The sequence below is a fragment of the Rhizobium sp. B21/90 genome (assembly GCF_019355815.1).
Lineage (GTDB): Bacteria > Pseudomonadota > Alphaproteobacteria > Rhizobiales > Rhizobiaceae > Rhizobium > Rhizobium rhododendri.
Map to the genome: position 1 here is coordinate 3,350,752 of NZ_CP072162.1, position 24,377 is coordinate 3,375,128.

Sequence of the window (24,377 nt, forward strand, 5' to 3'; positions counted from 1 at the left end):
TATTATCGGACGAGGTTCACAAGAACGTCCATCAGATCCGAACCGGTCTGAAACACCTTGGAATTCGCCGTATAGCTTTTCTGTGCCTGGATCATCGTCGTCAGTTCGCCGGCGAGATCGACATTGGATTCTTCCAACGCACCTGCCTGGATGTAGCCAAGACCGCTCGACTGCGGGAAACCGGTAACCGTGACGCCTGACTGTCCATTGGCGGAGTAAACGTTGCCGCTGAGAACCGTCAGATTGTCCGGGCTCGCGACATTGGCCAGCGGAATGCGATACAGCGGCTTGCTGGTGCCGTCTGCATATTGCGCCGTTACGGTGCCATCGGTGCCGACGGTGACCTTGTTGACTGCGCTCGGTGCCTGACCGTCTGCCTTGCCGGTCGCGCCGAAAGAGGCCGCGAGCTGCGAGAAGCCGGAGATGTCGACAGCGATGTCTTGTGTACCACTGACAGCATTCGGGTCGCTGATGGCAAGCGTACCACCACTGGTAATCTTGCCGCTGGAATCGAAGACCAACGTCCCGGAGCCGACTGCTGCAGATGAATACGGAAAGGATGACGTGCCGCCGGTGGCGGCATCGGAGCCGCGATAGACCGAGACGTCCCAGGTATCAGCCGCCGTCTTCGTGTAGTAGAAGTCGTACTGCACCTTGTTGCCCTGGGTATCGTAGGCAATCAGCGAAGTCTTCTTGGTATCGGTTGTCACCGGAGCAGTGTTGCTTGCGGGCAAGTTGCCGGTGGCGACTGCGGCTGTCGAATCGAGATTGCCGGAGAACGAAGCTGTGGTCGATGCGACAGCCGTCAGGCCCTGCGATTCCGTATTGATCGGCACGAGACCATCAAAGCCGTTGACGACCACCGACGGCGAACCGGAGCCGTAGGAATAACCCATAAGGCTATAGCCCGCAGCATTGACCAGGTTGCCGTTTGCATCCGGCGAAAAGTCACCGGCGCGTGTCAGGTAAGGGGTTCCGGCCGCATCCTGGACGACGAAAAATCCTTCGCCCTGGATGGCCAAGTCCGTCGTGGACGAGGTGTAGGAGAGACCGCCCTGCTGTGAAATCGCATACTGTACCGAGGTGGCAACACCACCGGAACTGTAAGTGCCGGCCGTGGTCGGCAGGACGAGCGATGAAAAGCTTGTCGACGAGGACTTGTAGCCCGTCGTTGCCGAATTGGCGATGTTGTCGGAGACCGTGCTCAAGCGGTTTGCTTGGGCATTCATCCCCGAAACCGCCGTCTTCATGCTACCGAAAAGACTCATCTGAAATCCTCGTTTTCCCGTTATCGCAAGACTAATCAATGGGCCTTGCGTGAAGCTGTCTGGTGGGGAGAGGAAAAGCAGATCATCATGAGGCGGCTTTTCGGGTAGTTCAAAATCGACTGGAAATCATTCCCAGTCGAAGCCGCAGGCTTAGCTCCAGTCGATGCAGTAGCCAAGGAAACGCTTGGAATCGACTGGGTCGAAGCCGAGCTTCTTGCGCAGCTTCTTGCGCAGCTTGGAGATATGGCTTTCAACGACGTTCTCTTCGACTTCCTCGTCGAAGATGCCGTAGATCGCGTTGAAGATCTGCGTCTTGGTGACGCGACGTCCGCGGTTGGAAATCAGATATTCCAGGATGCGGCGCTCGCGGCGCGGCAGGGCGAAGACTTCGCCATGCACTTCCGGATCGCGACCATCGGAGAAAACCCGGATGCCACCGACGTCAGTGAAATTAGCGACTGCCTTCAGGCGACGGCGGATGGCCGCTGCCCGTGCCAGGATTTCGCGAGGGTGCACCGGCTTACGGACGACATCGTCGACACCACAATCAAAAAGTGCAAGCGTCGCTTCAAGCGAGGGGTGATCGCTGACCGCGATGACCGGCGCAAGTGTCCGATCGCGGATCGCCCGGGGAAGCTGATGTACATGCTCGCCCTGGCCGATGAGGAAGGCCTCGACTGCCGCGATATCGCTATCTGCCGCCGTCTGGACCCACTCGCCAAACTCCTTGGGGTCGAACCCCGTTGAAGGAATTCCCTCTCGCCCAAAGAGAGATGTGTAGCCGTCTTTAACAAGTCCGCGTTCGTCAACCACTACGATCATTCGCCGCCTCCGAATCAGTTGTGGATGTTTCCAATGTCGCTATGGGTACGAATCGAGCGAATCGCGAACAACTGTGGGAAGTGAGTGGCGAGAGTTAATAATTGCTTAAGTTTCACGCCCCGATTTGAACCATATCTAGTGGGTGGCGCATCATTTTAACACAAGAAAGCGGTGGAAAAATTAATACATTTTGAAGACGGCTATTGCCATGCCTTTTTCGTTCACGTTCTCGCCATATTGAGAAGCGCTAAAATGTGGCATTAATACAACTTTATCGGGGGTCATTCCCGGCAAAATGTGGCTGCGTTAGGCGTCCATTTTCCGTAACCGGTGGCGACGAGATTGGCGATCACCCGACAGACGTAAACCTTCTGCGCCGGGTTGTTGTTCGGACCAGCATGATAGCGCGCCACCGCCATCGTCCAGGTCTCGTGCTTGTCGTGCAAAACGCTCAAAAACTTGGCCGCATATTCGACATTGCTGTGGGGATCGAACATCGCCTCGACCGACGCGAAGTTCTCGCCATGAAAGTATTGGTTGATCTGCATACAACCAATATCGATCAATTTGGCACCGCTCTGATGCGCTTGCGCGAAGAGCTGCAGTGCCGCATTTTCAGATGCCGGGAAGAATGGCTTGCCTTCGATATTCATGGCGAAGGGGTAGAGAGAGCCCTTGCGCCCCGTTTCGGTCAACCCGACCGAGTAGAGTATGCCTTCGGGAATTCCGTATTTCAGCGCCGCCGCCTGGATTTCCCGCTCGCACATTCCTTCCGTGGTGGAAGCGCTGGCGTCAGAGATAGACGCCCCCGGCACGAGCCCGCTGAGCACCGCCAGCAACGCTATCGTCCGTACCCACGTTGCCTGCGCGCGAGATACCATCTTGATCACCGGCCTGTCGTCCTGAATTGTGTCTGCGAGCCTGGCCATCGCTGCCCTGCCCCTGGCTTGTGCCGGGTTGTTGCTGCTGCTGGCCCTGGGGGCTCTGCTGGTTGTTGCTCGATGTGTCCGGCGCGGTATAGGTCACGGTCATGCGATCGACGCTATAGCCCTGCTGGCGCAATGAATCGATCATCGCGCTCTGGTCGTTGCTGAGCTGCCGGTAGGCCTCGGCGGAATGGACCTTGAGATCGACGGAAAGCTGCTCGCCCGAAAGCCGCATGGTCGCGGTGACGATCCCGAGATTATCCGGATTCATCTGAATTTTCAGAGTGTTCATGACTTTGCTGGCACTTGTTGTCGCCGATGCTCCGGTCAGCGCCGCATTGGGCTGCATGGCCGCTGCCCAGTCCTTGTTGCCCGTCAGCGAATTGGCAACCAGTGCCGAATTCGAGCCATCGGCGAGGCCGACGAAGCGTCGGGAGTCGAGGACAGTGACGGTGGCCCCGGTATCGCTACCTGCCGATTTGATGTCGAGCTGAGGCGTATCGTCCGCATTCCGGCTCGCTGAGAGATCCAGCGACTGTACCTTGCCACTCGCCCGATCGACGTTGAACGTTACGGGGGCGTCACCGTCGGTAGATGTGCCGGCAACGGCATTGCCCTGGCCAGCGCTGCCCATTGACGGCGCCAGCATGGCCATGCCCACGGCAACGGCGTCGCCGCTGTCGTCCGCGGCGTCGGCCGGAAGCGCATTTGCAACAGAGGCCGCGCCGGGATCGATCTTGCCATTGCCGGTGTGGAGCTGCCCGGCTGCGGCAAGGACGCTGGCGGAGGTCTGCGCGGGGATGGCAGCGGCCGACAAACCGGCTCCGAGCAGCGACAGCACGTCAGCCACCGCGCCGCTGGCGACACTGGCGTCTGATGCATTGGCATCACCGTCCTTGCTATCGTCGGCGGCAGCGCCGCTTTTGCTGCCCTTGACGCCGGGAAGATCGCCTTTGACGGGTGTGGCGGGCTCGCCTGTCGCCGCGCCGGCAACGACATCGGCCAGCTGCTGGGCGATATCGGCGGCTGGCAATTTCACCGCAGCACCATCATCTGCAGGGACGACAAGAGCGAGGGCAGCGGGCACGGCCACCGGGGCAGCGGGCAGCGAAACGAGGGGGGCGCCGGGCACGGGTGGCGCGACCGGAGGTACGGGAAGCAACGTGCCGTCGCCGACTGGCGCCGGGGTGGCCGACCCAGTGGCCGAGTTGCTGGCTTGAAGCAGGGTATCGCCTGTCGCCTTGCCGGTATCGGGCTCAGAAGCGGTCGTGTCGACCGAACTTGTATCGGCGGCGCTGCGCTTAGACGCGGCATTCGCGTCCGTGCTGTTTCCGGAGCTGCTGAGCGCATCCTGGAACCCCTGGGAATCGCTACCCGAGCCCTTGCTCCGGCTGCTGCTTTTTGAAAGAGAAACGACATCAGACCCGGCGGAAGCGCTGGTGATACCGATACCGGCCATGGTCAATTGCCTTCCTGCTTCAAAAGTCCGTCAAGCGCGTCGAGCTTCGATTGGCTTGATGTCACGAATGTGGTGAACGAAGAGTCGGCATCCTGCCCCCCTCCATCATGGGGTTGAGCCGCGCTTGCGGCGGCTCCTTGCCCGACAGCCGCCGCAGCGGGACTTTTCGTCCCTAGCGTCTCGACGCTTGCGGCTCCATCGTGTCGGGTCTCTCCGTTAGCAGGCTTAGTGAGTGAAGCTTGCGTCAAGCTTTGCGGCTCGGGAAGCCGCGTCACCGCGTCGGCGACCGTCTTCGCAGCGTCGCGCAGCGCCCGGTCCCTGGCGTTCAACTCGCCCTCTGGAATTTCGTTGATATCGTGGGCCGCGGCGTCAGCCTTGTCCGTCGAGACATTGGCGACGCCACCGTAGAAGTTGGCAAGCTGGTTGAACGAGTCGCTGCCATCGCTCGGAATAGCCGCCGCCTGGGCCGATGCCATCCGGGCGAGATCGTTCTTGCCGGCAATCGTCGCGCTCCTGGCGATACGAAGATAGACCTCACGCTTTCGCGCCCCGTCCATGAACGAGAGGATATCGATTATGTCCTCCGGCTTTATCTCGGTGTTGTGATCGACCACGAGCTTTACGAAGAGATCGGCAAACTGGCTGGCATAGGGCGAATGCAGGAAGCGGCGGGCGTAGAGTTGCGAGTAGGTGAGGCTTTGCGGAACCATCTTTGCCTCGGTCGACAAAGCCATCGAGCGCCTGAGGGCCGCCTCTTCGACAATCGTCCCGGGGCTCGTCAGGCGCGCCCAGTCGTAGAGCTTAAGGGCAGCCTTCGGGTCTTTGGCGCTCATGACATTGGCTGCGACCAGCGACAGGTAAGGACCGATCTTCTTGTCGCGATATTCCTTGGCCGTGTCGGCCAGCGTCTTGACGATGAGCAAGCCTTTGCCACTCAGGTATTTGCGCAGGACATCTGCGACGCGATTGTCGAAATGACCGTCGACATCGCGTGCCATCAGGAATTCCAGAGTGTCCGGATTACCGCCGCTCATCGTATACACCAGCGCCGCGTCGACATTGCGGACATCGTCGAAGACGGACCTGTCGGCAGATCGCAGGCGATCGTCGATGGTCGACAGCATGAAGCGCTGCATCTCCTCGGCAGAGTGATCGCCGAGCACGACGGAATCCTGCACAAACTGCAGGGATCTCAGCATCTTGTAGGGTGCCAGGTCCTTGTCGTCGGCATGCCCTACTCCCGGCGAAAACGCGCCGAGAGCCAGGGTGAGCGTCAGCCCGTATCGATGCTTCCTGCGCGCCATGAACTATCCCTGGCTCCCCTGAACCAGGATCTCGATACGACGATTGGCGTTGTTGAACGGGTCCTCGGGCATCTTCAGGCGACGGTCCGCGAAGCCAGAGACCTGCGAAATGCGTTTCTCATCGAGGCCGCCGTGGACGAGCATGTAATAGGCGCTCTGGGCGCGGTCCAGCGACAGGCGCCAGTTGTCGCTCTCACCAGCCTTGTACTGCCGTCCGTCGGTGTGTCCGCGCAGCACGATGGCGCCGGGCCGGTCAGCGAGTATCTTGCCGATCTTCGCCATTGCCAGAACCATCTCCTTGCGCGGCACGGCTGAGCCGATGTTGAACATCGGGTCGTTGCTCTGGTCCGAAATGGTTACCAGCAACCCGCCCTCGGCAGGGGTGACGATCAGACCTTCGGCGAGTTTCCCGGCGACGCCACCGATTTCCTTCTGGATGGTGGCCTGCAGCGCCTTGGCGTCTTGCTTCTCGGCGGCGGTCGATACTGGCTTTGCCGCATCGGCAGCCTTTTCCGCGGCGGTCTCCGCAGCCTGCGCGGCATCGGCGGCTGCTTTCTCGGCAGCATCCATCGGCTTCTGCATACCCTCGGGCATCTTTTCAGGGATCGGCGGATTGTCGGGCGGCGGTTGCTGCGCCTGATCGCTGGCAGAGGCCTGCGTCTCGGGTGTCTGCGGCTTGTCGGATACCGGACCGTTGTCGGACGCGGTGGCCTTTGCCATGGCAACGACCTCGCCCTTCGGCTCGTCGTCCGTCTTGCTGGCTTCACCGCCGTCCGGTTTGGAGCTAGGAGTAACCTTTACCTGCTTCGTCCAGAAATCGGGATCGAAGGGATCCCGGTAGGCCTTGCCGCCGTCGGCGCCGGTTGCCGGACCGGAGGTGCTGGCACCGCCTTCGCCCTTGGCGCTGACATTGGCCTGCTGACCTACCTCCTGGGCGATTTCCGACAGAACCGAATAGGGGTTCTCGAAAAAATCGGCTTCGGAATAGTTGGTCTGGTCGCCGGCCGTCGACGTCTGGTCCTCGCCGGAAGCGGCCGAGGCGCCATTCGTCTGCTGGTCGGAATTTTCCTTGGATTTTTCCTGCTTCTGCTCGCCTTCCGCAGCGTCTACCGGCTTTTTCAGGCCTTTTTCGGTAGGCTTGGTATCGGCAAGCTTGATGGGATTGAAGTAGGACGCAACGGAGGCCTTGGTTTCCGCATTCGATGCATTGACCAGCCACATCACCAGGAAGAAGGCCATCAGAGCGGTCATGAAGTCGGCATAAGCGATCTTCCAGGCGCCGCCGTGGCCACCCTCGTGGTCGCCGCCGCCGTGCCGCTTGATGATGATGATTTCGTTCTTGCCGTTGTGGTGATTTTCAGCGTCGCTCATGAAAGGACGTTCCTCAGGCTATCGGCCCAGGCCGACATGCGGGTCACGAGCACGGCGTCGCCAATGGTAACGCAGAGGTCGACGTCCTGCGCCTCGACGAAGGTCAGAAGCACGCCGTCCGGATCGATCTTGGCGGCAAGGCTGTCGAACATGACGCGCCGTCCACTAACGGCAATCGGGCCCACAGCGCCGTCGAGAACCGCCGCCGTGACGCGGCCTGCGAGTTCGTCGATTGCCTTCTGCGTGAGCGTTTCGGTGAGGATCGGCGATAGCGCGCGGGCAACCTCGGCACTGACGGCGAGACCGATTGCAGTCGCCATCTGCTGGAAATTCTCGGCGATGCGCTCCACCGCTTCGGTTTCAAATTTCTGTTTCAGTTCTTCCAGCGCCGCTTCATGGGCGAGCATGATCGCGTCCAGTTCCTCCTGGTGCGCCTCGGACAACGAAAGCGTGGCTGCCTCATGCCCTTCGGCATAGGCTTCGCGACGCTCGGCCGCGAGATCGACTATCGGTAGCTCTTCCGGCTCCGGAAAGACCATGGTGTCTTCGAACGGCATGCTTCTGAGCACCGGCGCAGGGGGTGCTGCCGGGGCCGGCTGCTCCGCACCGAAGTCCTTCAGGTAACGCGATAGCATCCGGGTCATGATGCCACCCTGAATGCTTGCTGGAAAATCGCCTTCAGACGTGCGGCGGCTGGCGCCGTCGGTGGGACTTTGGTGTTCAACACGTTGATCATTCCGCTTCCGGTTCCGTCAAGCGACTGCAAATTCCGTCCGGCACGCCCAGTCGTTCGACCGACAGGTTCGTACCCGATGACGGGAAAGTAGGAGTTCAAACTTGTGCGAAGGTGAATGATGCCACCCGGCCCGTTCGATCGACCCTCAGCCGTTCTGCAGCAAGACCAGGATCTTGCTGGCCATCGTGTTTGCAATGGAAAGCGACTGGACGCCCAGTTGCTGGGCTGTCGTCAGAGACGTGACGCGCGCCGAGGCCTCTTCCATGTTGGTATCCACGAGGTCGCCGACACTGGTGTCGATGGCGTCCTGAAGACCCGCAACGAAGGTCGTCTGGCTGTCGATGCGCGCCTTAGTGACGCCCATGTTCGATGCCGCAGACGTTGCTGCCGTCAGCAGCGAATGCGTGACATTGAGCATGTCGGTCACCTGGCCGGACGTCGTGGCGGCGCTCAGCGAGATTTCCGTGCCTCCAGACGTCCCTATCGAGCCTGCCGGCGCCAGAAGATAGTAATTGCGCGCCGTGCCTGTGCCGTCGGAAGCGATGCTGTTGGCATCGACGGTCTTGGTGAGCAAGCCGCGGCTGGGATCAGCCGTGTCGATCATCAGGGACTGCGAGGAATCGTAGTCGATCGTGTTGAGCGTGACCTGGCCTGAGGTACCTCGAACGAAATTGCTGATGACCGACTGGCTCGTGTCGGCGACCCCTTGCGAATTGTACAGCCAGTTCGAACCGGCAAAGGACGCGGATTCGACGGTGGATTGCAACTGCGCCTTGAGTGCCTGGATATCCGTATTGAGCTTGTCCTTGTCGACACCCGTCTCGCTCGCGCTGACGAGCTTTGCCTGGATCTCCGTCAGCACGTCGATCACCGAGGTCATCGCCGTGTAGGCGGTGTCGACCTTGCTGGCGCCAAGCGACATCGCGTCGCCGATGGTCTTAAGGCTCGAGCTGTCCGACTTCATCGTCATGGACATCGACCAGTAGGACGGATCGTCAGCGGCAGAGCCGATACGGTAGCCGGACGACACCTGCTGCTGGGCCGTGCTCAGGTCCTTGTTGACACCGCGCAAGACAGTGAGTGCGCCAAGCGCAAAAGCGTTCGTGGTCAAGCTGCTCATGGAATGATGCCCGCGATGTGTGTGAAGGTGCCAGGCCGGGCTGACCGGCGGCGACTTTTCGGCTTCATGCCAGCCTGCGCGGATGTTCTCCGGCTTGGCCTGTCGCTTGCAACAAACTGCTGCGTATTATCATTAACAAGCGATGAAGCCACGCGGCAAGCGCTAAATCGACCTTAGCAATTGCCGCGCAAGCTACACTCAAGGCTTGGCCTCTGAGACCGCCGGATGGCGGGCCGTTATTTGAACAGCGACAGGACGTTCTGGGCGCTGCTGTTGGCGATGGACAGGGACTGGATGGCGAGCTGCTGCTGGGTTTGCAGGGCAGTCAGCTTGCTCGATTCCTCTTCCATATTGGCATCGACGAGCTTGCCGACGCCGGCATCGATCGTGTCGCCCAGCGCCGAGACAAAGTTCGTCTGCAGATCAATGCGATTGGCAAGCGAGCCCAGTTGCGATGCCGCTGTGGTCATCGCCTGCAGCGCTGATTCGACCATGGTCAGGGCCTTGTCGACCTGTCCGGAGGTCATGCCCTTGATATCGAGGCTGTAGACAGAAAATGTCGTCGCGCCAAAAAGGGAGCCGCTGCCGATGATGCCGCTGGAGGTGTTGACCTCTCCGTAGGCGTTGGAGCCGAACAGGACATTGCCCTGCGAGCTGGCATTGAAGCGATAGCTGGTGCTGTTGACCGCGACACCGCCGGTGCTGGTGCGCACGAACGACGATACGACCGAGGCTGAGGCACCGTCTGAAGCGATCATCCAGTTCTGGCCGGAGAAGGACGCGGACTCGGCAACGCTTTCCAATTGCTGCTGGAGCTGGGAGATTTCTTCCTGGACATCCTTCTTGTCGACGCTGCCTTCCTTGGCGGTGACGAGCTTGTTCTTGATGTTCTGGACCACCTCGATGGCGCTATCCATAGCCGTGTAGGCTGTATCGACTTTCGCGGCGCCAAGGCCAAGGGCGTCGGAGACAGCTGAAAGGGCGCTGTTGTCGGAGCGCATCGTGGTCGCAATCGACCAGTAGGCCGCATTGTCCGAAGCCTTGCCGACGCGATATCCGGAAGATACCCGGCTCTGCGTGTCCTGCAGGTTGGTATTGATGCTGCGCAGTGTCTGCAATGCAGACATGGCTGGAACGTTGGTAAGAATGCTGGTCATGTCGAGGTGCCCCTTGATCGGCGTGAATTAGAAGGGACATTCCGGAAGGGCCGGGAACGGAGACCGGCGTCATGCCTGTTAACAGACCATTAGGACAGGTTAACCAACCGTTGCGTTAGCTCGAGATGACACAAATTTGGTTAACAGATCGTTAACTCTGGCCTTTTTTATGTATCGTAAAAATAAAACCGCGCCCCTTGGGGCGCGGCTCAGTGATTGGCTTATGTAGTAAGGCGTACGCTTACTTGAACAGCGACAGGATGTTCTGCGAAGAGGAGTTGGCAATCGACAGCGACTGGACCGCCAGCTGCTGCTGCGTCTGCAGCGCCGAGAGCTTGCTCGATTCCTGTTCCATGTTGGCATCGACGAGCTTGCCGACACCCGAGGTGATGGCATCGCTCAGCGACGAGGCGAACGTCGTCTGGAGGTCGATACGGCTGGACAGCGAACCGAGCTGGGCAGCAGCAGTGGTCATGGCCTGCAGGGCAGATTCCACCATGTTCATCGAGCTGTCGATGCCGGAACCCGTCATGCCGCGGATATCGAGGCTGTAAACGGAGAAGTCCGAGGAGCCGATGTGTTCGGTCGTGCCCAGAATGCCGGAGCTGGTTTCGGCTTCGCCGCTACTGTTGACGCCGAACAACACGTTGCCCTGCGACCCTGTGTTGAACGAGTAGGAGGACTCTGTGACAGCGACGCCGCCCGAACCGTTGCGCACGAAGGAGGAGACGACCGAAGCAGAACCGCCGGAGGCGGCAACAACCCAGTTTGCACCGTTGAAGGAGGCCGACTCGGCAACGCTCTTCAGTTGGGCCTGGAGCTGACCGAGTTCTTCCTGGACCTTGGCCTTGTCGACACTGCCTTCCTTGGCGGTGACGAGCTTGTTCTTGATCTGGCCGACGATGTCGATGGCGCTATCCATCGCCGTGTAGGCCGTGTCGACCTTTGCAGCACCCAGACCGAGGGCGTCCGATACTGCGCCGATCGCGCCGATATCCGACTTCATTGTGGTTGCAATCGACCAATAGGCTGCGTTCTGGGAAGCGTTGGAAATACGCAGGCCCGAAGAGACAGCGCTCTGGGTCGACTGGAGACTGCTGTTGATTCCACGCAATGTGGAAAGGGCTGCCATCGCAGCATTATTGGTGTTGATGCTCGTCATAAGATTTTTGCCCCTTGGCGGCGTGATTAAAAGGGACATTCCGGGTCTGTGCCGGAAACAGCTTTCAGCATCATGCCTAGCAACCCAAATCGCAGAGGTTAACTTGCCGTTTCAATGACCCTAGATGACACCATCATGGTTAATGAAAACTGAACACCTGATGAAAATTTAGATAAAAAAACCGCGCCTTAGCGGGGCGCGGTTAACCTATTTTTAAGAGTTCGACCAGCGGCCGAAGCTTTTACCCTGCGGCGCTTAACGGAAGAGCGACAGGATGCTCTGCGACGAGGAGTTGGCGATCGACAGCGACTGGACGGCCAGCTGCTGCTGCGTCTGCAGGGCAGACAACTTGCTCGATTCCTGTTCCATGTTGGCATCGACCAGCTTGCCAACACCCGAGGTGATGGAGTCGCTGAGCGAAGAGGCAAACGATGTCTGCAGATCGATGCGGCTCGACAGCGAACCCAGCTGTGCAGCAGCACTCGTCATGGCAGACAGAGCAGCTTCAACCATGTTCATGGCGCTATCGATGCCGGCGCCTGTCATGCCCTTGATGTCAAGGCTGTAGACCGAGAAGCTCGACGAGCCGATTGTCTCGGCGGAGCCGAGGATACCGGTGGTCAGGTTGGCACCGCCGGAGCCGTCGGAGCCGAACAGGACGTTGCCCTGCGAGCTGGCGTCGAAGGCAAAGGCCGACGTGGTGACGGAAACGCCGCCGGAAGCATTACGAACGAAGGAAGACACGACCGAAGCGGAACCGCCGGAAGCTGCAACGACCCAGTTTTCGCCGTTGAACGAAGCAGACGTGGCAACGCTCTTCAGCTGCGCCTGCAGCTGGGTGAGTTCGCCCTGGACCTTGGACTTGTCGACGCTGCCTTCCTTGGCAGTGACGAGCTTGTCCTTGATCTGGCTGACGATGGAGATCGAGCTGTCCATGGCAGTATAGGCTGTGTCGACCTTGGCAGCACCGAGGCCGAGGGCGTCGGATACGGCACCGAGGGCGCCGACGTCGGACTTCATCGTGGTAGCGACCGACCAATAGGTAGCGTTGTCGGCAGCCTTGGAAATGCGCAGGCCTGTCGAAACGGCGGTCTGCGTGTTCGTCAAATTGGCATTGACATTGCGCAGTGTCTGCAGAGCGGACATTGCTGCATTGTTGGTGTTGATGCTCGTCATAGGATTCATTGCCCCTTTGGCACTGGTTAATAGAAGGGACATTCCGGGTCAGGGCCGGAAACGGCATCCAGCATCATGCCTGTTAACCTTTAATGTTAGGGTTAACTCACCGTTTCATAGGCCTAGATGACACCAATACAGTTAAGGAAAGAAGAACGTCAAAGAAGAAATAGATTAAAAAAAACCGCGCCTTAGAGAGGCGCGGTTAATTCTTTGTTTAGGAAGGTTTACCGATCGCGAACGATCGGTATTTTTAGCCTTAACGGAAGAGCGACAGGATGCTCTGCGACGAGGAGTTAGCGATCGACAGCGACTGGATGGCCAGCTGCTGCTGTGTCTGCAGGGCAGACAGCTTGCTCGATTCTTCTTCCATGTTGGCGTCGACCAGCTTGCCAACACCCGAGGTGATGGCGTCGCTCAGCGACGATGCAAACGTCGTCTGCAGGTCGATACGGCTGGACAGCGAACCCAGCTGTGCAGCAGCGCTTGTCATCGACGACAGAGCTGTTTCCACCATGTTCATGGCGCTGTCGATCTGGCCGCCGGTCATGCCGGAGATATCGAGGCTGGCGACCGAGAAGTTGCCGGCGCTGGTGTCCTTGGTGCCGAGAATGCCCGACGTCAGATCGATGCTGCCACCGCTCGAACCGAACAGAACGTTGCCCTTTGCACCTGCGTTGAAGGTGTAGCTTGCGGAAGATACCGACACACCGCCCGAGGAATTGCGAACGAAGGAAGAGACGACCGAAGCATCGCCACCGGAAGCGGCAACGACCCAGTTTTCGCCGTTGAACGAAGCCGACTGGGCAACGCTCTTCAGCTGCGCCTGGAGCTGGGTAAGTTCAGCCTGAACCTTGGTCTTGTCGACGCTGCCTTCCTTGGCAGTGACGAGCTTGTCCTTGATCTGGCCGACAATGTCGATGGCGCTGTCCATTGCGGTGTAGGCTGTGTCGACCTTTGCAGCACCGAGACCGAGCGTATCGGAGACGGCACTGAGGGCGCCGACGTCAGACTTCATCGTCGTGGCAACCGACCAGTATGTGGCATTGTCGGAGGCCTTGGAAATGCGCAGGCCGGTAGAAACAGCGGTCTGCGTGCTGTTCAGGTTGGTGTTGACATTCCGCAGTGTCTGCAGTGCTGCCATTGCGGAGTTGTTGGTCTGAATACTCGTCATTAGGCTTGTCCCCTGGACTGGATACAAATGGAGGGACATTACCGGACTTCTTTACCGGCGATCACGGAGCGGCTTCATGCCTCGGTGCCATCGCAATGGACACCAAACCCGTCATGTGTGATCAAAATCACATCTATTTATTTCCAACTACTTAAATCCTTTTGGAACCGCCGGAGTCCTTGGAGTCATCATTAACGACTGCTGAATCCGCTAATTTACGCTCCGGCCTGACGCAAGGTCCGGGCGCCATTATGGCACTCGAATCTCTGGAGACGGGCGTCGTCCGTCCCTGACTATCATCACGATCCGCGTGGAGTTTGGCTCTTGAATTACAAAGCTGCTTTTTCGATCGCCTCCGATCACTACCGAAAAGGCCACTACACGCGGGCCCTCGAGGCGCTCAACGCGCTGATCGACGTCGATACCTCGCCGAAGACCTACGCCCTGCTTGGGAAGACACTGCAGAAACTCGGCTTCAAATCCGAGGCGGCCAGTTCGTTCGAACTCGCGGGTCGCCAGAAGCCCGTGCGGGAGGAATATCTGCGCGAGGCCCTGCTGCTGCACTTCGAGAGCGGCAATGAAGACGCAGCACTAGCCATCGGCTCGCTGATCTTCCCTTTGGCGCTCAAGGACCCCGACGTGGCCTATGTGCTGGCCACCATCCTGCTCGCGCGACAGCAGAAGGCACTGCTGGGCGGCCTCAAGAAAATCCTGGCAGACGGGTTGCACCTGCGCCATCTGACGCTGGCGGCCAAGCTTCTCAGCGACGATCTCTACGACGATGGCAACCGCCATATCGCGACAACGCTTTTCAAGCGATATCCCGACAACATCACCTTCCGGACGCTCAGCCTGATCTTCAGCCGCGAGTTCTCGGATCTTGCCACCATCGATATCCAGGCAGCACCCGTTTATGCGGCAACGGCTGCGGGCAAGCTCGACTACGTCCGCTACGACAACCCCTTCTTCCACCTGCACTGGTGTGGCGACGAGGCGCTGAACAAGCTCGCGGTGCACGATTCGTCGCCGATAGCCGAAGGACACAGCGACAAGCGCCGCAAGATGCCGCACACATGGGGCGAGAAGATCCGCCTCGGCTATCTGTCATCGGACTTCTGGCCTGGCCATGCGACGATGAAGCTGATGCAGCGTGTTCTCGAGTTGCAGGACAGGGATCGCTTCGAGATCGTCCTGTTCGACCATTCTCCGCTGGACAGCCAGCAGGCTCAACCTTTCGATTTTTCCAAATGGGGCCGTGTCGTCGATGTCCGCGACATGAGCGACAAGGCAGCAGCCGATCTCATCCGGTCGCACAACATCGACATTCTCGTCGATCTCAAGGGCCACACCAAGGATACCAGGGCAAAGATCCTCAACCACATGCCGGCGCCGATCCAGGTAGCCTGGCTTGGCTTTCCCGGCACGACCGTCAACATCGACCTCGACTACATCATCGGCGACCACTATGTGCTTCCCGATCACTCCAAGGCGCATTTCCACGAAAAGTTCTGCAGGTTGCCGGAATGCTACCAGCCGAACGATCCGACCCATCGCCCGAAGCCGCGCCCGACCAGCCGTGCCAAGCACGGCCTGCCGGAAGACGCTTTCGTGTTTGCGTCATTCAACGGCAACCGCAAGATTACCTCCCAGATGGTCGACGTCTGGTGCAATATCCTCAGGCGAACCAAGAACACCGTGCTCTGGATCATCTGCAACGGACCGCGCGCGGAAGCCAATCTTTCCGCCCGCTTCGAGGCACGCGGCATTCATCGCAAGCGCATCGTATTCACCACCCGCATCCGCTATGACGAGCATATCGACCGCCAGGCGCTGGCCGACCTCGGCATCGATACCTTTCCGGTCAACGGCCATACAACGACGTCCGAACAGCTCTGGGGCGGCCTGCCCGTCCTCACTCTCAAGGGTACGAACTTCGCCTCCAGGGTCAGCGAGAGCCTGCTGAATGCCATCGGCGTACCCGAACTGGTTGCCCCGGACATGCAGGGCTACGAGGACATGGCCGTTGCGCTGGCCAACGATCGCGCTCGCGTGCAGGAATACAAGGAACGGCTGATCCGCAACCGCTACGTCATGCCGCTGTTCGACGCGGAGCGCTTCTGCGATCACCTGCAGATGGCTTTTGAAACGATGTACGAGCGCGGCAGACAGGGGCTGGAGCCGGAGCACTTCGATGTACCTGCCCTGCCCCCGCGCACCGTGCCGTTCATGGTAGAGGACGAAAACCCGCACGCTATCGCCGCAGAATAGTTCGCACGCGCCGGGGGATACTCCGGCGCCGGCGCGCTGCCGTCACGACTTACATCAAATCAGATCAGTGGAAGGATCGGACGAGGCTGCCGACCAGCAGGTTCCAGCCGTCGATCAGCACGAAGAACAGGATCTTGAACGGCAACGAAATGGATGTCGGCGGCAGCATCATCATGCCCATCGCCATGACGATGGTCGAGACGATAAGATCGATCACCAGGAATGGCAGGACGACGAGGAAGCCGATTTCGAAGCCGCGGCGGATCTCGGAAATCATGAAGGCCGGGATAAGAACACGGTAGTCGATCTTGCTGTCGACGACGACCGTCTGGCCGCGCTCCTGGGCGAGATCGACGAACAGCTTGATGTCCTTCTCACGCGTATTGGCGGACATGAAGGTTCTAAACGGTTCGGCAATGCGCTGCACGGCCTCCGTCTCGTTGATCTGGTTCGCCAGAAGCGGCGCGCCGCCATCCTTCCATGCCTGGTCGAAAGTCGGTGCCATGACATAGAAAGTCATGAACAGCGCCAGGCTTAGCAGGATCATGTTGGACGGGGTGGTCGAGAGGCCCATGCCGGAGCGCAGGATCGAAAACGCGATGATGAAGCGCGGGAAGCTGGTGACCATCACCAGGATGCCCGGAGCCACCGACAGGATGGTCAGAAGGCCGAATGTCCTGATGATCCAGGCCGCCGCCGAGCCGCTGACAGGCGCGTTGAACAGGTCTGTCGGAAGCTGTTGCGCCGCCGCCAACTCGGGCACCGCCATGATGGCGATGAAAAGGCATAGAAATCGAATCATTCGATGACGAAGGTTCTGAACATCACCTTCGATACGCGCCCTTCCGAGCGCAGGTCAACACGTTCCTGAATGTCGTCCCTAAGATATTGAAAGCCGCGCGGACCCTCGATCTGCTGGAGGGAAACAGTGCGGATGTAAGCGACGATATCCTGGTGGATGTCTTCCGCCATCTTGACGTCTGTCGGGCCTTTGAACATCAGCGCGACCTCGAGCCGAACCCAGTTTTCCGACGGGTAGGCAAGGTTGGACGTGATGGGGTCGAGCTGGAGGATACCGTTGGCCTCGGGGACAACGGTTGGCAGCGCGCCGTCCTCGCCCTTCTTGCCGCCGGCCTCGGGCTTCGCCTCGGCTGCCTTGGTCTTTTCAGCGGTGAGTATCTTCGGCGCGACCATATTGCCGATGGCCCAGCCGCCGCCGGCGCCGACCAGGGTCAGCACCAGCACGCCGCCGATCAACGGGATCAGGGTGCTCTTCTTTTTCTTGCCGTCTTCGTCGTCTGCCATGACGGTCCGCCTTTCGTTGTATCTCGTCTGCAGCCGTTACAATGGCGACAGAAGGTCGACGGCCTGCTGGCCGCGCGGCGGCTGCTGGATTTCCGTCAGGCGACCGCGACCGCCGTAAGAGATGCGGGCTTCGGCGATCTTCTCGTATGAGATGGTATTCTCGGCGGTGACATCCTGCGGCCGGACGATACCGGCGACGTTGAGAATGCGGATTTCCTGGTTCATGCGGACTTCCTGCGAGCCGCTGATGACGAGGTTGCCATTCTCCAGGATGCCGGTGACGACGGCGGCCACCAGCAGTGTGACCTGCTCGGAGCGCTGCATCTTGCCCTTGGCATCGGTTGAGGTGTCAGAGCCGTACGTCCCGGTGCCCGACGTCTTCGGGTTCCAGCCCAGAATATTGGCGTTGACGTCGTAGTTCATGCCGCTCTTGTTGGTCCGGTCGCGATTGGTCTCGTTATCCCAGTTGGCCTTGTCGTTGATCGATATGTTGACCGTCATGATGTCGCCGACATTCAACGCGCGGGCGTCCTTGAATAGCGCCGCCTGGGAATCGCTCCACAGCGAGTAGCCTTGCGCCACCTGATGAGGCCGCTTCGGATAGAGGGACATCTGCGGCGTCTGGGCATATTGCAGCCCGCTGCCGATCGGGCTCATGGCCGGCGCCCGGCCGATCTCCTTGATCGCCTGCGACTGGCAACCGCCGAGGAACACCATTGCAGCCAATGTGACGGGGAGCGACTTGTTCATTGTGTGTCCTTGGCCTTCGACGTGTTCGGATCAGACGCGCTGGACATGATGTTGGTCACGGTCGCCGCCTTCTGCGGGTCCATTTCGCTGAGGATGAGGCTTGCCTGGCTTGGTTTCAGCTTCATGATGATCGCCGAAGCGATGGTGATCTTCACGTCGTTGAGGCTGGCGGCGGCGGCATCCGGCTTCATGTTCTTGTAGATCTGGACGAGGCCGTCATCAGCCTTGGCAAGGAAATCGTTGCGGCGCTTGAGCCAGTCCTCGTACTCAGCCTTGCGCTGGTCCATGATGGCAATGCGGGCGTCGACATCGGCCTGGAGTTTTTCAAGCGCTTGCTTCTGCAGCAGGTAGCGCTGGTCGCGAGCCGGCTCCGCGATATTGGTGCAGAACTGGCGGATCTCGTCCTGGCTGCTCGATGGATCGACCGCCGGCTTTGCCGTGTCCTCGGCAAACGCACCGGGGATGGTCAGCAGCGCCGCACCGACTGCCGCCAGGGCGACAGTCTTGCAGTTGGCCCGAAGATGCACGAGGACGTCTCTACCCATCATTGAAGAACGAGCTCCGCTTGCAGTGCGCCAGCCGATTTGATGCCTTGGAGAATGGCGATGATGCCATCGGGCTTGACGCCGATATTGTTGAGACCGGACACCAGGGTCTTCAGGTCGGGCCCCTGCAGGACTGCGACGCGGCCGCCGGACTTGGTCGCCGAGATATCGGTCTGGTCCTGGACCGCCGTCTCGCCGTTGCTGAATGGCTGCGGCTGGATGATCTGCGGGTTCTCGCTGACCTGAACGGTCAACGTTCCATAGCTCACGGCAACCGGCGAGACGCGGACGTCGGCGCCGATGATGATCGTTCCGGTGCGCTCGTTGATGACCACCTTGGCCGGCGTATCGGTCTGGACTTCGAGATTTTCGAGATCGGCCATCAATCGGGTAAGATCAGCCGTCTTCGGCTTAGCGATCGCCACTTCCTGCGAATCCTTGGCTTCGGCAATCGGCGCACCGAAACGGGACGAGGCGTAGGCATTGACTGTGTCGGCGATGCGGATCGAGGTCGAGAAATCGGGGTTGCGCAGTTGCAGGACAAGATTGACCGAGTCCTTGAAGCGCGACGGCAGCTCGCGCTCGACGATGGCACCGCCGGGCACGCGGCCGGCAGTCGTGACGCCTTCGGTCACCGTTGCTGCAGCGCCTTGGGCCTGAAAGCCCGAAACGATGACGGAGCCTTGCGCGACGGCATAGATCTGGCCATCGGCACCGCTGAGCGATGTCATGATCAGCGTACCACCGCGCAGCGAGCTTGCGTCGCCGAGCGAGCTGACCGTCACGTCGATGCGGCTACCGGGGCTGGCGAATGGGGGAAGGTTCGAGGTAACCATGACAGCGGCGGTGTTCTTCGCGCTGGACTGGCCGCCTTGTGTCGAGATACCGAGATTCTGGAGCATGGCGCGCATCGATTGCTCGGTGAACGGCGACGAGCGCAGGCCGTCGCCGGTGCCCTGCAGGCCGACGATCAGGCCGTAGCCGATCAGCTGGTTGTCGCGGCCGGCCTGCAGCGAGGCAATGTCCTTGATGCGCGAACTCATCGCTGCCGCCGGACCGGGTGCGGTCAGGCTCGGTAGCATCAGCAGGATGGCCAGGAAAAGACGCAGGCTTCTCATTTTGCTACCACACGGATCGTACCGTTCTCGAGGACCGTGCCGTTGACGATGATGCCGGAATCGATGTTGCGGGCGCGGACCTTGTCACCGATAGAACCGTCGTCGAGGGGCGTTCCGGCAGCCGAAATCATCATATCGCCCATGCTCATCACCAGCCGGACGTTGGAACCGCGCGTCACGGCAAAGGGCTGGCGAAGCGCAGAGATCGCGATCGTCCGGCCGGAGAGCAAAGTCCGCTTCGACACCCGACCGACGACCTCGTCGATCGAGCGGGCGAAGTCGCCGGTGAGGTTTGGATTGGTGATCTGCACCTCTTCCAGCTGACCGCTGCTGATGACGTCGCCGGGATAGATGGCTTCCGTCGGGACGACCGCCTTGCCCATTCCCAGATCTTCCGCACTGGCGCTGGGGGCCAGCACGAATCCGCAGGCCAGGCCGACGACGGCGAGCCACGCGACTGCAACGCTTTTTGCCTGGCGAACGATCATGTCCGGCTCTCTCTTTGCTACTTGAGGTTTTTGCTGACCACCGAGGCCATGTCGTCGGCCGTGGTGATAACCTTGGAATTCATTTCGTAAGCGCGCTGGGCCGTAATCAGCTCGGTGATTTCCTTCACCGGGTCGACGTTCGACGATTCCAGGTAGCCCTGCTTGATCGCGCCGAAGCCATCGAGATTGGGATTGGAAACCACGGGATCGCCCGAGGCCGGGGTCTGGGTGAACAGATTGCTGCCCATTGGCTGCAGGCCTGCCTCGTTGACGAAATTGGCGAGCTGCATTTGCCCGAGGATCGTCGGCGTGGCCGATGTGCCGATGGTGGCGGAAATTTCGCCGGAGGTGCTGATCGTGATCTTGCTGGCATTGCTCGGAACGGTGATCCCGGGCTGCAGGACATTGCCGTCGACGGTGACGATCTGGCCGGTGTCGCTCTTGTTGAAGGAGCCGGCGCGGGTGTAGGCCGTCGTACCGTCAGGCATCTGGATCTGAAACCATCCACGACCGACGACCGCGACGTCGAGATCGTTCTCGGTCTGCGACAGCTCGCCCTGGATATGAATGTTGCGGACGGCGGACGTCTGCACGCCGAGACCGATATTGGCGCCCTCGGGTACGGCTGCCTGGTTGGGGCGGTTGGAGATGCCCTTGGCCCGTTCCGTCTGGTAGAGAAGGTCCGAAAACTCGGCGCGGGAGCGCTTGTAAGCCGTCGTGTTGATGTTCGCGATATTGTTCGCGATGACCTCGAGATTGGTCTGCTGGGCATCCATGCCCGTAGCCGCAATGGCAAGCGCTCTCATGTCTTCGTCCGATCCCGTTAAATCTGCATTTTCGTGATGTCTAGGAAGGCCGAAACAAGCTTGTCACGGACTGCGACGGTCGTTTGCAGGGTCTGGTTGGCCTGCATGACGGCATCGACCACCTCGCGAGTGCCCATGGTGCCCTTGATCCCGGCGAAGGAAGCCGCTTCAGCTCCCTTCAGGGTGCTGACCGTATCCTTGGCCATGTTGCTCATGACAGAAGCAAAGCTCATGCCGGTGTCGGCGCCAGGCGTTGCACCCGGCGTCGCGAGGCCGCTTGTCAGGCCGGGCATCAAGCCTGTTGTCAGCGACGAGGACGCATCTTCCGAAACGCTGCCGAGGCCGCGCGTCATCGAAGAAAGTGAGGTGAGACTTTTGATAGCGTCAATCATGATCAGGACTTCAACAAATCGATGGTGGAATTGATTAGATCGCGCGATTGCTTGATCGTCTGGAGATTGGCCTCGTAGGAGCGATTGGCTTCGCGCATATCGGCCATTTCAACGAGAACGTTGACATTCGGCATCTTGACGTAGCCCCTCTGGTCCGCAGCTGGATTGCCGGGGTCGTATTCCTCGACGAACTTGCCCTGGTCCTGACCGACTTTCTTGACGCCGACCGTGGTCAGGTTGTTGGTATGGTCGAGTTCGGCGCCAAAGGTTACCGTCTTGCGGCGGTAGGGGTTGGCGCCCGGCGTGTCGCCCGTCGAACGGGCGTTTGCGATATTTTCCGAAACGATGCGCAGGCGGGTCGATTGAGCTTCGAGACCTGAGCCTGCCACCTTCATGGCAGCAGTTAATGGATCCATTTTTTATTTCCCCACGACCATCATCATCATGCGATTGAAGGAACTGACGAGGGCGGTGTTCAAACCGTACTGCCGCTGAATTTCACCGGTCTTGGTCAGTTCGGATTCCAGGCCAACGGTGTTGCCCGATTCCTGGACACCGATTTCCTGGTTTAGAGAGGCTTCCTCGACACCGATTTTGTCGGTGCTGCCCATTTCGGTGCCTGAAAGATGCGCCGGGTTCGTGCGCGCCATGCCAACCGTCTGGTTGTTGAGCACGGCTTCGAACGGCGTGACGTCCTTGGCATGGAATTTGGGGGTGTTGGCGTTGGCGATGTTGCCTGCAACCACCTGCTGACGCACCGACAACCATTCTGCTTGGCGCGATGCTAGGTCAAAAAGCTGGATCGGTTGCATGGGGATCATCTCCATTCGTATGCCTAGACACTAGGCCGGTAATCTTGCGTGGGACTTGCGGCAAACGCGTTTGATTGCGTAACTTCGAATATGCGCGGCCGTCGCCGATATGCCTCTCCGCCCAGCACCGCGCGGGCGATGCTGCCGTCCTTCCGTCGGGAGGTTTTTCCATGAAACGAAGCGCCCAAAGGCGCGCCGTCAGTTGGCGTCGTAGACAGCGCCGGTCGAGGTGATCATCACCCACTTGCCCTTGCGCTGCTCGAGGCGCGAAAGGCGGCTGTTGTCGGGAAGGACAGACCCGATCCTCACGACATACATGCCGGCTGCATCCTGGATGAGCGCACGCCCGTTGGAAACGTGCAGCAGGCGAAAATCGGACAAGCCCGGAAACGGCTGGTTTTCGGCATCGGCGCCTTTGACGTCGGCGGGAGCGGCGGTGCCGGTCGTCGCCGTGGTCAATCGATCGGTATCGACCAGGGGCTTGCTGTCCGTCTCGTTGCTGTTGGCCAATCCCATCGGAGAGACGCTGAAGACGTTGCGCTGCTCCCAGCTGCTCGGCAAAGCACGGGTGCGTTCGCCCTCGGCCACCTGCATGCCGAACTTGTCGGGGTTCAGGAATACATACCAGGGGAAGAAAGCCGACAGTGCGGCCAGCGCCAGACCGGCACCCTTCAGCGCCGTATCGCCACGCAAGACACGCTTGCGCTTCTGCTCCGTCAACGGCTTTGCGCCGGCGTCTGTATCGATTGCTTTCACGTCAGCCTCTGGGTCTTGCGTTGGCCGGGGCGGCAGCACCATTCTTCAACGCCGTTGCAAGGTCGGTGAAGGCATCGATCGAGGGGCGATCGTTCGGCAACTGCTTCAGAACGTCGTAGATGAGCGGGACCTGCTTGATCGCCATGTCGACGTCCGCGTCGCTGCCGGCCCGGTAACCTCCGATGAGACGGAGATCCCGGGTTTCCTCGAAGCGGTGGACGAGCGACTTCAGCCGCGACACCAGCTTCTCCTGGTCCGGCGTCCATGCCTTGCGGGCAAGACGCGAGACAGACGACAGCGGATCGATCGGCGGATAGCGTCCCTCTTCGGCTAGGCTGCGCTGCAGGACGATATGGCCATCGAGAATGCCGCGGGTGGAATCGGCGATCGGGTCGTTATGATTGTCGCCGTCGACCAGGATCGAGATGATCGCGGTGATCGTCCCGGTACCTTCCGGGCCGGGACCGGCACGCTCGAGCAGGCGCGGCAGTTCGGTGAACACAGAGGCCGGATAGCCACGGGCAATCGGCGGCTCGCCGGACGCCGTCGCGACTTCGCGGATGGCGTGGGCAAAGCGCGTGACGCTGTCGACGATCAGAAGCACATTGTCGCCGGCATCGCGAAAATGCTCGGCGATGGTGATGGCTGCGAGCGGCGCCATCTTGCGCAGCATAGGGCTTTCATCGCTGGTGGCGACGACTGCGACCGACTTGCTCATATGCGGACCGAGCGTGTCTTCGATGAACTCGCGGACTTCGCGGCCACGCTCGCCGACCAGCGCGATGACGACCTTGTCGAAAGCCTCGGCGCGCGCCAGCATCGACAGCAGCGTCGACTTGCCGACGCCGGAGCCGGCAAAAATGCCGAGGCGCTGGCCGAGGCACAGCGGCGTGAAGATATCGATGGCGCGGACGCCGGTCTTGAACCCGGTCTCGACGCGCTGACGGGTCATCGACGGCGGGGCGAGGTTCGAGATCGAGCGGGGCGTCGAGCCTTGCGTCAAGGGACCCAGCCCATCGATAGGCTCGCCCAGCGAATTGATCGTGCGCCCACACCAGTCGCTGGATGGGCTGATGCGGAAGGCACCCTTCTGGATGACCTTGTCGTGAATGCCGATCGGCTCGCCCGGTTCGATCGGGCAGACGAAGATCAGGTCCTGCTCGACCCGCACGACTTCGCCGAGGTGGACGCCCGTCGGAGACAGATGGCCGACGAATTCGCCAAGCCGGACGTGCCGCGAGAGGCCGGAGACCGTATAGTGGCCGGCGGCAATGGTCCTGACATGACCGCCATGGGCAACGGCGTTCTCCGGGGTGCCGTAGTAGCGGGCAAGCTCGGCGAGTTGCCCGAGCTTCTGCGAAATCGGTATCTCAGGCAGCACGGGGGCAGCTGGTGTCTCCTCGGGATCTTCGAGGTCCAGCGGATCCAAGATCGTGTCTTCGAGTTGATCCATTTACCGACC

The 24,377-nt window shown here is 60.2% G+C and carries 25 protein-coding genes; 1 reads left to right on the forward strand and 24 read right to left on the reverse strand.

What is annotated here, in order from left to right:
* Positions 1-2 precede the first annotated feature (2 nt).
* From J5278_RS16230 to J5278_RS16285, 12 genes are all read right to left on the reverse strand, one after another.
* Complete coding sequence (locus J5278_RS16230; RefSeq protein WP_209182854.1) at positions 3-1,268, reverse strand: flagellar hook protein FlgE; 1,266 nt, start codon at positions 1,266-1,268, stop codon at positions 3-5.
* Between the two features lie 150 nt (positions 1,269-1,418).
* Complete coding sequence (gene rem, locus J5278_RS16235; protein ID WP_209182853.1) at positions 1,419-2,090, reverse strand: transcriptional activator Rem; 672 nt, start codon at positions 2,088-2,090, stop codon at positions 1,419-1,421.
* A 281-nt stretch (positions 2,091-2,371) separates the two neighbouring features.
* Positions 2,372-2,971, reverse strand: coding sequence for a transglycosylase SLT domain-containing protein (locus J5278_RS16240; protein WP_142824451.1), 600 nt, complete (start codon positions 2,969-2,971; stop codon positions 2,372-2,374).
* Positions 2,883-4,475, reverse strand: coding sequence for a flagellar hook-length control protein FliK (locus J5278_RS16245; protein ID WP_209187331.1), 1,593 nt, complete (start codon positions 4,473-4,475; stop codon positions 2,883-2,885). Before J5278_RS16245 ends, J5278_RS16240 begins: the two co-directional genes overlap by 89 nt.
* A 2-nt stretch (positions 4,476-4,477) precedes the next feature.
* A complete protein-coding gene (motC, locus tag J5278_RS16250; RefSeq protein WP_209182828.1) occupies positions 4,478-5,779 on the reverse strand; it encodes a chemotaxis protein MotC in 1,302 nt (433 codons plus the stop codon).
* A gap of 3 nt (positions 5,780-5,782) precedes the next feature.
* Positions 5,783-7,150 carry a MotB family protein gene (locus J5278_RS16255; protein ID WP_209182827.1) on the reverse strand — a complete coding sequence of 456 codons (1,368 nt, stop codon included), beginning with the start codon at positions 7,148-7,150 and terminating at the stop codon, positions 5,783-5,785.
* A complete protein-coding gene (locus J5278_RS16260; RefSeq protein WP_209182826.1) occupies positions 7,147-7,794 on the reverse strand; it encodes a hypothetical protein in 648 nt (215 codons plus the stop codon). The genes J5278_RS16255 and J5278_RS16260 overlap by 4 nt, the downstream gene beginning before the upstream one ends.
* Positions 7,795-8,031: 237 nt before the next feature.
* A complete protein-coding gene (locus J5278_RS16265) occupies positions 8,032-9,006 on the reverse strand; it encodes a flagellin (protein WP_209182825.1) in 975 nt (324 codons plus the stop codon).
* Positions 9,007-9,242: 236 nt separating this feature from the next.
* Positions 9,243-10,163: a flagellin gene (locus J5278_RS16270; protein ID WP_142824016.1), complete on the reverse strand. Its 921-nt coding sequence runs from the start codon at positions 10,161-10,163 to the stop codon at positions 9,243-9,245.
* A gap of 241 nt (positions 10,164-10,404) precedes the next feature.
* Positions 10,405-11,325 (reverse strand): flagellin, encoded by a 921-nt coding sequence (locus J5278_RS16275; RefSeq protein ID WP_142824015.1) that lies wholly within the window; start codon positions 11,323-11,325, stop codon positions 10,405-10,407.
* Positions 11,326-11,580: 255 nt separating this feature from the next.
* The gene (locus J5278_RS16280) at positions 11,581-12,501 is read right to left on the reverse strand and encodes a flagellin (RefSeq protein ID WP_142824014.1); all 921 of its coding nucleotides are present in this window, start codon (positions 12,499-12,501) and stop codon (positions 11,581-11,583) included.
* A gap of 259 nt (positions 12,502-12,760) precedes the next feature.
* Entirely contained in the window at positions 12,761-13,675 is a 915-nt protein-coding gene (locus J5278_RS16285; protein ID WP_142824013.1) for a flagellin, read from the reverse strand.
* A 324-nt stretch (positions 13,676-13,999) separates the two neighbouring features.
* Here J5278_RS16285 and J5278_RS16290 point away from each other — a divergent pair, with 324 nt between their 5' ends.
* The gene (locus tag J5278_RS16290) at positions 14,000-15,943 is read left to right on the forward strand and encodes a glycosyl transferase (protein WP_209182824.1); all 1,944 of its coding nucleotides are present in this window, start codon (positions 14,000-14,002) and stop codon (positions 15,941-15,943) included.
* A 64-nt stretch (positions 15,944-16,007) separates the two neighbouring features.
* Here the strand turns inward: J5278_RS16290 and fliP are convergent, their stop codons facing one another.
* From fliP to fliI, 12 genes are all read right to left on the reverse strand, one after another.
* Positions 16,008-16,745 (reverse strand): flagellar type III secretion system pore protein FliP, encoded by a 738-nt coding sequence (gene fliP, locus J5278_RS16295; protein WP_142824011.1) that lies wholly within the window; start codon positions 16,743-16,745, stop codon positions 16,008-16,010.
* Positions 16,742-17,248, reverse strand: a complete 507-nt coding sequence (fliL, locus tag J5278_RS16300) for a flagellar basal body-associated protein FliL (protein WP_209182823.1) — start codon at positions 17,246-17,248, stop codon at positions 16,742-16,744. The genes fliP and fliL overlap by 4 nt, the downstream gene beginning before the upstream one ends.
* Positions 17,249-17,284: 36 nt before the next feature.
* Complete coding sequence (gene flgH / locus J5278_RS16305; protein ID WP_209187330.1) at positions 17,285-17,998, reverse strand: flagellar basal body L-ring protein FlgH; 714 nt, start codon at positions 17,996-17,998, stop codon at positions 17,285-17,287.
* Entirely contained in the window at positions 17,995-18,546 is a 552-nt protein-coding gene (locus tag J5278_RS16310; RefSeq protein WP_209182821.1) for a MotE family protein, read from the reverse strand. The genes flgH and J5278_RS16310 overlap by 4 nt, the downstream gene beginning before the upstream one ends.
* The gene (locus J5278_RS16315) at positions 18,543-19,661 is read right to left on the reverse strand and encodes a flagellar basal body P-ring protein FlgI (protein ID WP_111216822.1); all 1,119 of its coding nucleotides are present in this window, start codon (positions 19,659-19,661) and stop codon (positions 18,543-18,545) included. The genes J5278_RS16310 and J5278_RS16315 overlap by 4 nt, the downstream gene beginning before the upstream one ends.
* Positions 19,658-20,149, reverse strand: coding sequence for a flagellar basal body P-ring formation chaperone FlgA (gene flgA, locus J5278_RS16320; protein ID WP_142824008.1), 492 nt, complete (start codon positions 20,147-20,149; stop codon positions 19,658-19,660). The genes J5278_RS16315 and flgA overlap by 4 nt, the downstream gene beginning before the upstream one ends.
* 17 nt (positions 20,150-20,166) lie before the next feature.
* The gene (flgG, locus tag J5278_RS16325) at positions 20,167-20,955 is read right to left on the reverse strand and encodes a flagellar basal-body rod protein FlgG (RefSeq protein WP_111216819.1); all 789 of its coding nucleotides are present in this window, start codon (positions 20,953-20,955) and stop codon (positions 20,167-20,169) included.
* Between the two features lie 17 nt (positions 20,956-20,972).
* Positions 20,973-21,248, reverse strand: a complete 276-nt coding sequence (locus J5278_RS16330; protein WP_374108284.1) for a flagellar hook-basal body complex protein FliE — start codon at positions 21,246-21,248, stop codon at positions 20,973-20,975.
* A 101-nt stretch (positions 21,249-21,349) separates the two neighbouring features.
* Positions 21,350-21,763, reverse strand: a complete 414-nt coding sequence (flgC, locus tag J5278_RS16335) for a flagellar basal body rod protein FlgC (protein WP_142824006.1) — start codon at positions 21,761-21,763, stop codon at positions 21,350-21,352.
* Positions 21,764-21,766: 3 nt separating this feature from the next.
* The gene (gene flgB / locus J5278_RS16340; protein WP_142824005.1) at positions 21,767-22,159 is read right to left on the reverse strand and encodes a flagellar basal body rod protein FlgB; all 393 of its coding nucleotides are present in this window, start codon (positions 22,157-22,159) and stop codon (positions 21,767-21,769) included.
* A 198-nt stretch (positions 22,160-22,357) separates the two neighbouring features.
* Positions 22,358-22,915 (reverse strand): flagellar protein, encoded by a 558-nt coding sequence (locus J5278_RS16345; protein WP_257623376.1) that lies wholly within the window; start codon positions 22,913-22,915, stop codon positions 22,358-22,360.
* Position 22,916: 1 nt separating this feature from the next.
* Positions 22,917-24,368 carry a flagellar protein export ATPase FliI gene (gene fliI / locus J5278_RS16350; RefSeq protein WP_209182819.1) on the reverse strand — a complete coding sequence of 484 codons (1,452 nt, stop codon included), beginning with the start codon at positions 24,366-24,368 and terminating at the stop codon, positions 22,917-22,919.
* Positions 24,369-24,377: the final 9 nt, after the last annotated feature.

Bases quoted from the DNA above. Each gene is read 5' to 3' on its own strand.
- J5278_RS16285 (WP_142824013.1), bottom strand. From the start codon at position 13,675: ATGACGAGTATTCAGACCAACAACTCCGCAATGGCAGCACTGCAGACA.
- J5278_RS16240 (WP_142824451.1), bottom strand. From the start codon at position 2,971: ATGGTATCTCGCGCGCAGGCAACGTGGGTACGGACGATAGCGTTGCTG.
- fliI (WP_209182819.1), bottom strand. From the start codon at position 24,368: ATGGATCAACTCGAAGACACGATCTTGGATCCGCTGGACCTCGAAGAT.
- flgB (WP_142824005.1), bottom strand. From the start codon at position 22,159: ATGCAACCGATCCAGCTTTTTGACCTAGCATCGCGCCAAGCAGAATGG.
- J5278_RS16330 (WP_374108284.1), bottom strand. From the start codon at position 21,248: ATGCCCGGCCTGACAAGCGGCCTCGCGACGCCGGGTGCAACGCCTGGC.
- fliL (WP_209182823.1), bottom strand. From the start codon at position 17,248: ATGGCAGACGACGAAGACGGCAAGAAAAAGAAGAGCACCCTGATCCCG.
- J5278_RS16230 (WP_209182854.1), bottom strand. From the start codon at position 1,268: ATGAGTCTTTTCGGTAGCATGAAGACGGCGGTTTCGGGGATGAATGCC.
- flgG (WP_111216819.1), bottom strand. From the start codon at position 20,955: ATGAGAGCGCTTGCCATTGCGGCTACGGGCATGGATGCCCAGCAGACC.
- flgH (WP_209187330.1), bottom strand. From the start codon at position 17,998: ATGAACAAGTCGCTCCCCGTCACATTGGCTGCAATGGTGTTCCTCGGC.
- J5278_RS16270 (WP_142824016.1), bottom strand. From the start codon at position 10,163: ATGACCAGCATTCTTACCAACGTTCCAGCCATGTCTGCATTGCAGACA.
- J5278_RS16315 (WP_111216822.1), bottom strand. From the start codon at position 19,661: ATGAGAAGCCTGCGTCTTTTCCTGGCCATCCTGCTGATGCTACCGAGC.
- motC (WP_209182828.1), bottom strand. From the start codon at position 5,779: ATGGCGCGCAGGAAGCATCGATACGGGCTGACGCTCACCCTGGCTCTC.
- fliP (WP_142824011.1), bottom strand. From the start codon at position 16,745: ATGATTCGATTTCTATGCCTTTTCATCGCCATCATGGCGGTGCCCGAG.
- rem (WP_209182853.1), bottom strand. From the start codon at position 2,090: ATGATCGTAGTGGTTGACGAACGCGGACTTGTTAAAGACGGCTACACA.
- J5278_RS16280 (WP_142824014.1), bottom strand. From the start codon at position 12,501: ATGACGAGCATCAACACCAACAATGCAGCAATGTCCGCTCTGCAGACA.
- J5278_RS16255 (WP_209182827.1), bottom strand. From the start codon at position 7,150: ATGAGCGACGCTGAAAATCACCACAACGGCAAGAACGAAATCATCATC.
- J5278_RS16245 (WP_209187331.1), bottom strand. From the start codon at position 4,475: ATGGCCGGTATCGGTATCACCAGCGCTTCCGCCGGGTCTGATGTCGTT.
- J5278_RS16265 (WP_209182825.1), bottom strand. From the start codon at position 9,006: ATGAGCAGCTTGACCACGAACGCTTTTGCGCTTGGCGCACTCACTGTC.
- flgC (WP_142824006.1), bottom strand. From the start codon at position 21,763: ATGGATCCATTAACTGCTGCCATGAAGGTGGCAGGCTCAGGTCTCGAA.
- J5278_RS16275 (WP_142824015.1), bottom strand. From the start codon at position 11,325: ATGACGAGCATCAACACCAATAATGCTGCGATGGCAGCCCTTTCCACA.
- flgA (WP_142824008.1), bottom strand. From the start codon at position 20,149: ATGATCGTTCGCCAGGCAAAAAGCGTTGCAGTCGCGTGGCTCGCCGTC.
- J5278_RS16260 (WP_209182826.1), bottom strand. From the start codon at position 7,794: ATGACCCGGATGCTATCGCGTTACCTGAAGGACTTCGGTGCGGAGCAG.
- J5278_RS16310 (WP_209182821.1), bottom strand. From the start codon at position 18,546: ATGATGGGTAGAGACGTCCTCGTGCATCTTCGGGCCAACTGCAAGACT.